The sequence below is a fragment of the Mucilaginibacter sediminis genome, from assembly GCF_051903035.1.
GTDB lineage: Bacteria > Bacteroidota > Bacteroidia > Sphingobacteriales > Sphingobacteriaceae > Mucilaginibacter.
Genome location: NZ_CP170602.1, coordinates 4,270,975 through 4,281,985, shown reverse-complemented (window position 1 = coordinate 4,281,985; position 11,011 = coordinate 4,270,975). Strand labels below are relative to the sequence as shown.

Annotated in this window: 10 protein-coding genes; 1 reads left to right on the top strand and 9 read right to left on the bottom strand. The window is 45.0% G+C overall.

Annotated features, from left to right (window positions below):
• The first annotated feature begins 2 nt into the window (after positions 1-2).
• Entirely contained in the window at positions 3-1,403 is a 1,401-nt protein-coding gene (locus ACFGVS_RS17475) for a SusD/RagB family nutrient-binding outer membrane lipoprotein (protein WP_274210395.1), read from the top strand.
• Positions 1,404-1,473: 70 nt separating this feature from the next.
• Here the strand turns inward: ACFGVS_RS17475 and trpC are convergent, their stop codons facing one another.
• The 9 genes from trpC to pnuC all read right to left on the bottom strand — a co-directional run bounded on the left by trpC (position 1,474) and on the right by pnuC (position 10,962).
• On the bottom strand, positions 1,474-2,256 hold the full coding sequence (gene trpC, locus ACFGVS_RS17470; RefSeq protein WP_439694910.1) for an indole-3-glycerol phosphate synthase TrpC: 783 nt from the start codon (positions 2,254-2,256) through the stop codon (positions 1,474-1,476).
• Between the two features lie 147 nt (positions 2,257-2,403).
• Positions 2,404-3,021 (bottom strand): anthranilate synthase component II, encoded by a 618-nt coding sequence (locus ACFGVS_RS17465; RefSeq protein ID WP_439694909.1) that lies wholly within the window; start codon positions 3,019-3,021, stop codon positions 2,404-2,406.
• A gap of 74 nt (positions 3,022-3,095) precedes the next feature.
• Positions 3,096-4,505: an anthranilate synthase component I family protein gene (locus ACFGVS_RS17460; protein WP_439694908.1), complete on the bottom strand. Its 1,410-nt coding sequence runs from the start codon at positions 4,503-4,505 to the stop codon at positions 3,096-3,098.
• Between the two features lie 233 nt (positions 4,506-4,738).
• Entirely contained in the window at positions 4,739-5,167 is a 429-nt protein-coding gene (locus tag ACFGVS_RS17455; protein WP_439694907.1) for a cytochrome B, read from the bottom strand.
• 70 nt (positions 5,168-5,237) lie between these two features.
• Positions 5,238-6,026: a hypothetical protein gene (locus ACFGVS_RS17450; protein WP_439694906.1), complete on the bottom strand. Its 789-nt coding sequence runs from the start codon at positions 6,024-6,026 to the stop codon at positions 5,238-5,240.
• Between the two features lie 232 nt (positions 6,027-6,258).
• Complete coding sequence (locus ACFGVS_RS17445) at positions 6,259-6,882, bottom strand: thiamine phosphate synthase (protein ID WP_439694905.1); 624 nt, start codon at positions 6,880-6,882, stop codon at positions 6,259-6,261.
• 127 nt (positions 6,883-7,009) lie between these two features.
• Positions 7,010-8,728, bottom strand: a complete 1,719-nt coding sequence (pafA, locus tag ACFGVS_RS17440; protein WP_439694904.1) for an alkaline phosphatase PafA — start codon at positions 8,726-8,728, stop codon at positions 7,010-7,012.
• 383 nt (positions 8,729-9,111) lie between these two features.
• Positions 9,112-10,203, bottom strand: coding sequence for an acyl-CoA dehydrogenase (locus tag ACFGVS_RS17435; RefSeq protein ID WP_439694903.1), 1,092 nt, complete (start codon positions 10,201-10,203; stop codon positions 9,112-9,114).
• Positions 10,204-10,323: 120 nt separating this feature from the next.
• The gene (gene pnuC / locus ACFGVS_RS17430) at positions 10,324-10,962 is read right to left on the bottom strand and encodes a nicotinamide riboside transporter PnuC (RefSeq protein ID WP_439694902.1); all 639 of its coding nucleotides are present in this window, start codon (positions 10,960-10,962) and stop codon (positions 10,324-10,326) included.
• Positions 10,963-11,011 lie beyond the last annotated feature (49 nt).

Genomic DNA, 11,011 nt, shown 5'->3' with positions numbered 1-11,011 from the left:
TTATGAAAAAATATTTTATCGCGGCATTGCTTCCGATCCTTTCGCTTGGAGCATGCCATAAAGACCTGGCTTCGTTAAATTCGAATCCAAAGCTTTTCCCAACGGTTCCGGCCGCCTCATTATTTACACAGGCTGAGCGGGTTTTAACCAATACTGTTACCACGTCAAGCGTAAACACTAATATTTATAGGTTAATTGAACAGCAATGGCAAGAAACCACGTACACTGATGAAAGTAATTACCTCATCAATGCCCGTAATATAAATGGTGCGGAATGGAACGCCCTTTATCGTGATGTATTAAATAACTTGCGCTTGGCTAAAACCATTGTACCTACTGACGCTTCTATCGCCAGCGCTGATATTCAGAAAAACGATATAGCAATACTGGATATCCTGCAGGTTTATTCTTTTTATTACCTGGTAACAACTTTTGGTAATGTTCCTTATACACAGGCATTTGATGCTAATAATAACTTTCCTAAGTATGATGACGCAGCAACTATTTACAAAGATCTGCTAACCCGTTTAAATGCAGACATAGCCGCGTTAAATACAAACGCAGGAAGTTTTGGAAGTGCTGATGTAATTTACGGAGGCAATACAACAAAGTGGAAAAAGTTTGCCAATTCATTTAAATTAAAAATGGCTTTGACCATAGCCGACTCTGATCCAACTACTGCGGCTGCAGCGGCGGCATCTGCGGTTTCTGGCGGTGTGTTTACCTCTAATGCGGATAACGCAACCTTTGCTTATTTAGGAGCTACTCCAAATACAAACCCGGTTTATGTTGATATCGTTCAAAGTGGCAGATTTGACTATGTAGCCTGTAATACACTTGTTAGTTACTTAAACGGTCATGCAGACGCCCGCGTGGGCAAGTATTTTACTGCCTTAGCTGATGGTACATATAAAGGCAGCGCCCCTGGTGCTAAATCAAACTATGACAGTTTCTCGCACGTTAGTCCTACGTTAACTGCGCCAACTTTTCCTGGTTTATTACTTGATTTTGCTGAAGTATCGTTTTATCAGGCAGAAGCTGTTGCGAAAGGGTATATTACCGGCACTGCTGCACTCTACTATGCTGCCGGTGTTCAGGCATCGTATTCATATTGGGGTGCAGGTGATGCAACCGCCTATTTGTTGGTTAATCCCTATACCCCAACTAATCTTGCTTACCAAAAATGGATTGCAGATTATAACAGGGGCTGGGATGCATGGATAGAAACCCGCAGGCTGGATGTACCTGCATTGGTTGCGCCATCAACGGCTTCAAGTGCATTCCCGGTACGTTTCCCTTACCCAATTGCAGAGAGCAATGTAAACGGGGCTAACTATAAAGCCGCTTCAGCTGCCATTGGCGGCGACTTGGTAACTACCAAATTGTTTTTCGACAAGCACTAATTTATAGTGACGCTAATAAAAAAGCGGGGCTGCCAATTGGCGGTCCCGCTTTTTTATTAAGGTTTTCCCTTTAAAGCTGCGCTACAAAATCCCTCATCGCCAGCCCTGGATCGGCCTGTTTCATAAAGGTTTCTCCAATTAAAAAGCCGTTAAAGCCGGCCAGCTTCAGGTGCCTGATGGTTTCCGGATCGCTGATGGCGCTTTCAGATATCTTCATGAATTCGGCAGGGATATGTTTGGCCAGCTGGTAGGATGTTTCTACAGATACCGTAAAATCGGCCAGGTTGCGGTTATTTACGCCAATTGCATCCAGTTTTGGGTGAATGCTGCGCTCCAACTCTTCCAGGTTATGTACTTCGAGCAGCACGTTAAGGTTTAAACTTTTGGCAAGCGTGGCAAGCTTATCAATTTCTGCCGGGGTTAAAATAGCCGCTATCAGCAGGATAATATCGGCGCCCAATGCTTTGGCCTCAATTACCTGGTATTCGTCTATCATAAAATCCTTGCGCAAAACAGGGATGTTATTTACAGAACGCGCTCTTTTTAAATCGGCTTTGCGGCCCATAAAAAAATCGCGGTCGGTTAATACAGATAGCGCGGATGCACCTGCAGTCGCGTAATCGGTTGTCACCTTGCTAACCCTTACCTTATCGTTAATAATGCCTTTTGAGGGTGATTTACGCTTAAATTCGGCAATTATACCGGTACGGGCAGGATCAAGCAGAAAATCCTTAAATGAGTAGGTTTCCCTATGGAAGTATTCCGATTCTTCCAGTTGTACATATGATGTCCGTTTTTTGGCATACGCCACTTCCTTTTTTTTATTGGCAACTATTTTATCAAGTATCGTCATAGATCAAATTATAATAGGACCGTCATTGCGAGGTACGAAGCAATCCTGAACTATGTGGGACTTAGCATGTCGGGGATTGCTTCGTACCTCGCAATGACGGTTGTTTATATCTCATTACATGTTCGCAAAGTTATCAATATCTGTTAATTAGCCATTCAGCCAGTTACCCATCATTTCTTTACCATACTCAGTCAATATCGATTCCGGGTGAAACTGTACGCCGCGCACATCATATTCGCGGTGCGATAATGCCATGATAGAATTATCCTCCTCGTCGATAGCCGTTACTTTCAATACCTCGGGTAAATCATTTGCGCTTACAACCCACGAATGATAACGCCCAACTTTAAAGCTATCGGGCAAATCGCGGAACAATTGCTCGTCGGTATCGGTCACTTTTATGGGGGTAGCAATCCCGTGCATAGGCTGGCTCAGGTTATAAAGGCTGCCGCCAAATACTTCGGCAATGGCCTGCTGCCCCAGGCAAACGCCAAATATGCTTTTGGTTGGCGCATATTTTTTGATCACATCCAGTAATAAACCTGCTTCGGACGGTATGCCAGGCCCCGGAGATAGGATGATCTTGTCATAAGCATCCACATCTTCCAAAGCAAATTTATCATTCCTCCAAACATCGCATTGCAGGCCAAGCTCATTAACCAAATGCACCAGGTTATAGGTGAAGGAATCGTAATTGTCTATTATCAGGATATTGCCGCCGGTGCCCCCCGGCCCCCTGAAGGGGGAGTTTGTATGTTCGTTCATTTGTTATGTCGTAAAAAAATCTATCAATTATTTAATTTACCCACTATTGTTCCCCCTTCAGGGGGTTAGGGGGCCTACAATTCTTCCGCCAATTCCACAGCCCGTCTTAATGCAGCAATTTTATTATCCACTTCTTTCAGTTCGCTTTCGGCAACTGATCCGGCTACAATGCCGGCCCCGGCCTGGTAGTGCAGGGTGTTGTTTTTGCTCAGGAACGATCGGATCATGATGGCGTGGTTAAATTCGCCGTTAAAACCCATATAGCCTATGGCGCCGCTATAAAAGCTGCGTTTGGCTTTTTCATTTTCGTCAATAATTTCCATTGCCCTGTATTTTGGCGCGCCGCTCAGGGTACCCGCTGGGTAAGTATCTGCAACTATTTTGAATGATGACACGCCGGGTAGTAGCTTGCCGCTTACATGCGATACCAGGTGGATAAGGTGCGAATAGTATTGTACTTCTTTAAATGCTTTAACCTGTACCTGCTCGCAATGGCGGCTCAGGTCGTTACGGGCCAGGTCTACAAGCATTACGTGTTCGGCCGATTCCTTGGGATCATTTTCCAGGTTGCGGGCTATCTCGGCATCTTTCACGTCATCTCCGCTGCGTTTAAAGGTGCCGGCGATAGGGAAGATGCTGGCCACGTTATTTTTGATAGTGATTTGCGCTTCGGGCGATGAGCCGAAGATGCGGAAATCGCCATAATCAAAATAGAATAAATAGGGTGATGGGTTGATGGAGCGCAATGCCCGGTACACGTTAAACTCATCACCCTGGAAGGTACGGGAGAATGCCCTTGATGGCACTATCTGGAAAACATCGCCCCGGTAAATATGCTGCTTCATTTTTTCAACAATGGCGATAAACTCCTCGTTGGTAAGGTTTGATTTTTCTACATCGCTGCTTTTAAAGCTGTACTCGGGGAAGTTTTTGTTTTTGATGAGGTATTCCAGTTTTTCGATACCGCCGTTGGTTGGGCCGCCTTCGGCCTGGTTGTGGAAAATGTAAAGCTCGTTTTTAAAGTGATCTACAGCGATGATATAACGGTAAATGTGGTATTGCATTACCGGGATTTGCCGGGGATTATCGTCGGTTTGTTTTAGTTTGATAGTTTCAAAATGTTCAACCGCCTCATGAGTAAAATAGCCAAACAAACCGTTTGATATGATTTTCAACGGGTTGGGGTCGGTTTCAAAACTGCCAACAAATTGGTTAAGCTGGTCAATCAGTTCAAAGCTGCCGGCTTCAAGGCTTTCATGACTGCCATCGGGATAGTGCTTTTTTAGTATGCCGTTGTTGAGTACAAAGCCGGCAATAGGTTCGCAGCAAATGTAGCTTAAGCTATTTTCGCGACTGTGATAGTCCGAACTTTCCAGCAGCAGCGAGTTGGGGAATACATCGCGCAGGCGCAGGTAAATGCTCACCGGCGTGGTGGTATCGGCCAGTAATTTTTTATAGGTGGTTGTTATTTTAAAAGTGTTCATGTTATGTTTTCAAAAATATATAAATAAAAAAACCCGGCGAATTGGGGTCGCCGGGTTTTCCACTTAGGTTTACAATTGATTAGATCATCGCTGACTAAAAACGTATCCGGCTGCCAAATTTAATTGGTGCCACCAGCTATTTTTATTTGTGTTTTTAATCATCGTGGCCACAAATTTATAAAGAAAAATGAATTATCAAATTTTTTTGAAAGTTTATTTGTTGCTAAATCCTATTAGCTACGTGGGATAAGTATAATACCGGCTAAAATTATCACTAAACCTATCAAATAGAAGGTAACAATGGCTTTATGCCTGGCCTCGCCGGTGGCTGCTTTTTTTGATTTGCTATGACCAATGGTTATTAAAGCCAGGGCAATCAGCATGATAACCCAATGCTCTACAGTAAAATACCGGGTCACTTTATTTTTCATGGTTTCGCTGTTAAACTGTACCAGCGGGCTTACAAAATAAAGTATTATGCCAATAAGCAGCTGCGTATGCGCCGATATCATGGCAAACAAATTGAGTTTGCGGCTACCGTTGGTATAAGGCTTTTTTCCTATCAGGCCAATAAGCGCACCTATAATGGCCGCCAAAATTAAGGCCAGTACAATATACCTGAAACCCGAATGGAGATGTTGTAAAAAGCTATAAGCTGTCATGAGTTTAAAATTTGGCGTGAATATACAACAAAACCATTTTAGCTAAAACCCATACGGATGATTTGACTAATTATTGACTGGCTGCCGTTTGCGCTGGTTTATAAGTGCCGGCTATTAAAAATGCTATGCCGCTAAATGCCAAAGCCTCAAAGACGCTTGTCCATTCATTAGCCCTATCCACTATGGAGGTATCGAGCCCGCGTGGGATGTGCACCATGATAAGCCATAAAAACAGCATTAAGCCTAACAAAGAGGCCGCAAGTTTTACTTTAAATTTAAGCATAATGGCGGCGCCGGCAGCAATAAGCGCTATACCCGCGAAATACACCCAGAATAAATGAAATGGAATCCACGATGGTACCAGCAGCGCTACAAATTTTGGATATATAAAATGCTCGATGCCAAAAACAATCATGGTTGTAGCAAAAAAGTATGGGCCGGCGGGCCGTAACTTTTCTGTAACCGCATCAATGCCGCTTACTGTATCGGCAGGGAAGGAGGTAGCCACTATAAAGGCCCCGCCACACAAGGCCAGCAGTTTAAAGGCATCGTTCCATCCTGCCAAAAAAAACGGGTTGATTTTAATATTGTATGGTATGTGTGAGAGGATAATCATCAACAACATGAATGCCCCCAGGTAATCGGCAACTATATGTGAGTTGATGCCCGAAATAATAGCGGCCGATATCAGTATCATCAAAATGCCTGCTACACACATGCAAAAAGTGCTTTGCCCTATAAACGCCGGCTCGGGAGGCATAATAACCGGCCTGAAACCAGAGCAGATAAATTGTTGAACCGCGATTGAAACTAACGCAATAGCAAAAAACAACCGCCACAGTTTATTATAGGTTTCCATAAAGAAATATAGGTTATATATTGGATTTCACATGCAATTTACAAAATCAATAACTCATTTTGTTCAATGAACTAAAATTTTCTTTGTTATAGTTAAATGTGCATCGTCGAAACAAAAAACTGCCTGCTTTGACCGGCTATTTTGCTGCTGTTTTGGCATGCAGGCAACAGCGCCTTTGTTATTAAGCAATATTAATATCAAAAATGAAGCTCACTTCAGGTCAATAGTGAGTTTAGTACATTTTGCGGTAAAACTCCTTAACCATTCCGGCCGGATCAATAGAACGGTTAATGGCCGAGGATATCACTATACCGTAAATGCCTGTTTTAAGTAATAATTCAACATCCTGTAGTTGGATTCCACCGGTTGCAATAACCGGAATTTCGATGGGGGCTTTTTCCAATTGGCGATAACCATCGTAACCCAACAAGGGGAAATTATTTGGCCTGGTTTCAGTATGGGCGAACGGGCCCAATACACAGTAATCAACCACGCCTGAATGCTGTGTTTTTAGCAGGCCGGCCAGGTTAGTGGCCGATGCACCTAAAGTTTTATCGTCGCTAATAGCCTCGCGAATCACGCTGAAATCGGCGGACTCATGTTCGATATGCACACCCTGGGCATCAACTTTATCCAGCAGGTGGTAATGATTGGTAATGATAAGGGTTGCTCCCCAGTCATCACAAACCGATGCTATCTGATCAATTTCGGCAACCAGTTCGTTGTCTGATTTAGTCATACATCGATACTGTATCCAGTTGGCGCCGGCGCTACAGGCAATTTCAACCTGTTGTGTATGGCTGCGCTGCGGCATGTCCTGTGTGATGTAATGAAACCTGGATATGTATTTTTTCATTTCGGTGGTGTGTTGCCTGGTTCGAGGTTCGGGGTTTGGGGTTCGAGGTTCGTGGTTCGTGTTGCGAGGGGCGGGTTGCCGGTAAAATGTCGAACCCCAGCCTCGAACCCCGCAACCCGACCCCGAATTACCTGATTACTTCGCTAATGGTTTTGCCAATGCAGCCATCGGGGGCTTGTATGTGTAATAGTGATGCCACGGTAGGGGCAATATCCGTCATGTGGGTTTGGCGTGTAGTGTTGCCATGGTTAATGCCCCAGCCCATAAACACAAGCGGTATGTGGGTGTCATATGGCGCCCAGGTGCCGTGGGTTGTTCCGGTTGCCCCGTGCCCCGAATAATAGCCTGGTTTTAATACAATTTGTATCACGCCACTATGCTCGGTATTGTAGCCGTTTATAATACGGCTGCGCAGATCAACCGGGATAGTCGCGGCGTTTGCGTTTTGCATATCAACGGCAAATTGTACAGCCGGTTGTTTTTGCAGATAGTTTATACAGTCAAGTTTTATCGCGTCTTCGCTGATGCCTGCTTTTTTGATGGCGGCATTGTTAAGGTTAACCTGGTAATTATCCATGCTGATAACCAGGTTTTGAACCTTGTATTTGTCGTTCAATGCAGCGTTCATTTCTTTCTGCGCGGCGGCATCGTCCCAGGTTCCGGCAGGTACGTCATGATCTTTCAGGAAGCTGGCGTTATGAGCGGCGCCATGGTCGGCGGTTAAAAATACCGAGTAACTGCCTTTGCCCAGGGTGCCATCCAAATAAGTAAAAAAGGCGGCCAGGTCATGATCAAGCCTTAGGTAAGTGTCCTCTATCTCTACAGAGTTAGGGCCAAACTGGTGCCCTATGTAATCTGTAGAAGACAGGCTTACGGCCAAAAAGTCGGTAACTGTATTGCTGCCTAATTGTTCATTTGCTATAGCCGCTTTAGCCATATCAAGCGTCATCGAATTGCCGTAAGGTGTAGATCGGATCATGCCTAAATGGCCATTGTACAATGCCGATGTATTAACCGGCATGGTTGGCGCGCTGGTGCCGGCAAATTTGCCCTCGTATTTGCCGCTGTTATCAGGGGCGCTTTGCAGGTAGGTGGTTATAGGGTAAAGGGTATTCCAATCCTGTTTAAGGTATTTTTCGGCAATTTTTTGGCTGTTAAAGTTTTTAACCCAGGCAGGCAAATCCGTCATATAGTAAGTGCTGCTTATCCAGTTGCCGCTGGCGTCGTCAAACCAGTAGGCCGCATTGGCGGTATGCCCTGCAGGCAAAATTCCACCGCGGTCTTTTAAAGCTATGCCGATAACTTTTGAGCGGAAATTGGTTGCCAATCTAAGCTCGTCAGTAACGGTAGTTACCAGCAAATTGCGTGGCGACATTTGGCCGGCCTTTGAGGTGCTGCCAACGGCGGTTACCGTGCTATCATCTGTGCAATACATCGATTTTCCGGTGGCTTGTACAATAAAATCATTGCCCGCAATACCATGAATGGCCGGTACCGACCCGGTGTAAATGCAGGTATGGCCGGCGGCTGTTACTGTGGGGATGTAATCAATATTGGTATTCTCGCAGGTAAAGCCCTCGCCAAGCATTCGTTTAAAACCGCCATCTTCGTAACGGTCAAAATAGCGGTACAGGTAATCCCACCGCATTTGATCAACCACCAGGCCAATAACCAGTTTGGGGCGGGGCAGGCCGGTAGGCATGGGCATAGCGCGTTCGCGGTGGTAGGTAATTTCGCTATCGTTGTTCCTCCTGCTGGTATGTTTATGTTTTTTTTTATGAGATTGTGCCGATGCCGAAAGAGAGGCAGTGGCTAAAATTAAAAGCAACAGATATTTAAGCTTCATTTTTTTGTTTTTGGATCGCCAAATATCAACAATGAAATTAAAAAGCCATATGAAGTTTATGTTAAGTATGGGTTTTGTTACAAATAAGAATCAAGAATTAAGAGTCAAGAATCAAGACAGAGAATTTGCGTTGAATAGTTAAGGGCCGTAAGTTGTTATTTAATAAGAACTAACGGATAGCTTATAGCGTTGCGAAGTTATAGGCATCAAACATAACTTATTTTATTTGCAGATACGGGAGCCAGGGGAGACTTGTGTTGGCCGGCAAGAGGTACAAATATTTGGATTCGCCCAACCTGTTATTTAATTTCACATATGTTTTTGTCGGATAGAAAATATATGAGTTAGCTTTAAGCTTTGGGCATTCTGCTTTCAGCTTCTGTTTACCCGCCGATGCTATTTAACAAACTATGCTGGCTTGCGGTATGCAAATCGCGCCACGTTTGGCTTATTTCGGTATTGGGGTTGGCCGCCTGCAGGCCGCAGTAGGGGTACAGCCTGTCAACACTCTCGCGTGCTGTTTTGGCCAGCTTGCGGCTGGTTGTGCTTACCTCGGTCAGATACCCGGCGGGGCCTGTTAAGCCACTTTGCCAGGAAGCATCAACGGCCTGGTAAAATTCGGCCCGGGTTTTATTAAGGGTGGTAGTTAATTCATCCAGCAGTTGTTTTGTTGTATCGCGGTGAGTATCGGGTTGCCGTTTGCCTAACTCTTTTTCATCAAACAATGGCCCGCACAGGTCGAGAAAGTGTACAGCCATGCCCGATATATTTGCTGCCAGGGTAGCCTCGGCCAATTGTAAAAAGGGGTATTTGTACAAGGGGGCGTTAACTACAGCATATTCCGGGTCGATCTTAAAACACCTGTCGGCTTTAACAAACAGGTTGCTTACCTGGTAGGCATCGCTGCCGGTGGCCATCATGCCGATGTATTTCCAGGCGGGGAAAACCTCCACGTCTTTTTTATCAAAAATAAATGGTAATACCAGTTCGTTTCCGTCGGCATCTAAAACAGATTCGTCGCCATTTTTGATGATACAGTTGGCTGTTATATGGGTGGCATGGTGCGCGCCGCTGGCATATTTCCAGGTGCCGTTAATGATGTAGCCGCCATTGGTAATAGTTGCCGTTCCTGTTGATGCGCCGCTGCCTGCCAGGCATAATTCAGGGTTGTTCAATAATTCCGGGGCGATATCTGCCGATAAAAAACCGCCAAACCAGCCCGCACCACTGCAAAGGGTAACCACCCAGCCCAAACTGCCGTTGGCCCAGGCCAGGCTTTCTTCCAACCGCACCATTTCCGGCAAAGGCAGTTGCAGGCCCGAATAGGCTTTCGGAACCAGGAATCTAAACCAGCCCTGCTCGTAAACCAGTTTCAATTGATCAGGGTGCAGCATGGCCAGTTTTTCGGCCTCCGCCGATGCGTCCCTGATTGTTTTTACCCATTCGGGTTTTAGTAAGTATGATGGATGGGGCATAGATGTGCAGATTTCAAATTTCAGATGTGCAGATGATAGATTTTCGGCCTTGATACAATAGGTTGATATGAACCCGTTTAAAGAACAGATGGAATCCAACTAACAACCTCATCCCACGTTTCAATTTCCTGTCTTAATTCTTGATTCTTGATTCTTGACTCTCGCCGCCCAGTCAAAGTACCCTAAAATAGCTACAACAAATAAAAAGATGGTGAGCAGCGCAAACATGGGGAGGTGCTTGTAAAACAGGATGGGTACGGCAAACAGGTTTGATATGTTTAAAAAAATCCAGTTCTCTATTTTTCGGCGGGCCAGCAGCCACATGCCTGCCCAGGCGGTTGACGATATCAGCGCGTCCCAAACAGGTACGTTTGATGGCGTAAAATATTTAGCCGGCAGGTTTTTGAGCAGCACATAAAAAAATACCCAGCCAATAACGGATATGGTAATGCTTATACCCCATTCGTTTTTGGTGCTCCATGAAATTTCTACAGGTGGCTGGTTGCGCCGTTTTACCCAGTACCACCAGCCATAAACGCTCATGATCACATAATAGCCATTCAGTATCGACTCGGCGTACAAGCCTACATCCAGCAACAAATAAATAGCAATTGCGGTTCCCAAAATACCGGCAGGATAAAGCAAAATATTATTTTTTCGCGCCAGCAAAACTTCGGCAACACCCAGGGCAACGGCAAGCCATTGCACCCAGGTGGTTTCCTTTATCTGATCAAAGAAAAGCTTTATTAAATCATGCATAAACGCGTTTCTTAATTAATTTGTCATCTGTATAGCTAATCCATCCCAA

Excerpts from the sequence above, each read along its gene's own strand:
- ACFGVS_RS17465 (WP_439694909.1), bottom strand. The coding sequence starts at position 3,021 with ATGAACGAACATACAAACTCCCCCTTCAGGGGGCCGGGGGGCACCGGC.
- ACFGVS_RS17460 (WP_439694908.1), bottom strand. The coding sequence starts at position 4,505 with ATGAACACTTTTAAAATAACAACCACCTATAAAAAATTACTGGCCGAT.
- trpC (WP_439694910.1), bottom strand. The coding sequence starts at position 2,256 with ATGACGATACTTGATAAAATAGTTGCCAATAAAAAAAAGGAAGTGGCG.
- ACFGVS_RS17475 (WP_274210395.1), top strand. The coding sequence starts at position 3 with ATGAAAAAATATTTTATCGCGGCATTGCTTCCGATCCTTTCGCTTGGA.
- ACFGVS_RS17455 (WP_439694907.1), bottom strand. The coding sequence starts at position 5,167 with ATGACAGCTTATAGCTTTTTACAACATCTCCATTCGGGTTTCAGGTAT.
- ACFGVS_RS17435 (WP_439694903.1), bottom strand. The coding sequence starts at position 10,203 with ATGCCCCATCCATCATACTTACTAAAACCCGAATGGGTAAAAACAATC.
- pafA (WP_439694904.1), bottom strand. The coding sequence starts at position 8,728 with ATGAAGCTTAAATATCTGTTGCTTTTAATTTTAGCCACTGCCTCTCTT.
- pnuC (WP_439694902.1), bottom strand. The coding sequence starts at position 10,962 with ATGCATGATTTAATAAAGCTTTTCTTTGATCAGATAAAGGAAACCACC.
- ACFGVS_RS17450 (WP_439694906.1), bottom strand. The coding sequence starts at position 6,026 with ATGGAAACCTATAATAAACTGTGGCGGTTGTTTTTTGCTATTGCGTTA.
- ACFGVS_RS17445 (WP_439694905.1), bottom strand. The coding sequence starts at position 6,882 with ATGAAAAAATACATATCCAGGTTTCATTACATCACACAGGACATGCCG.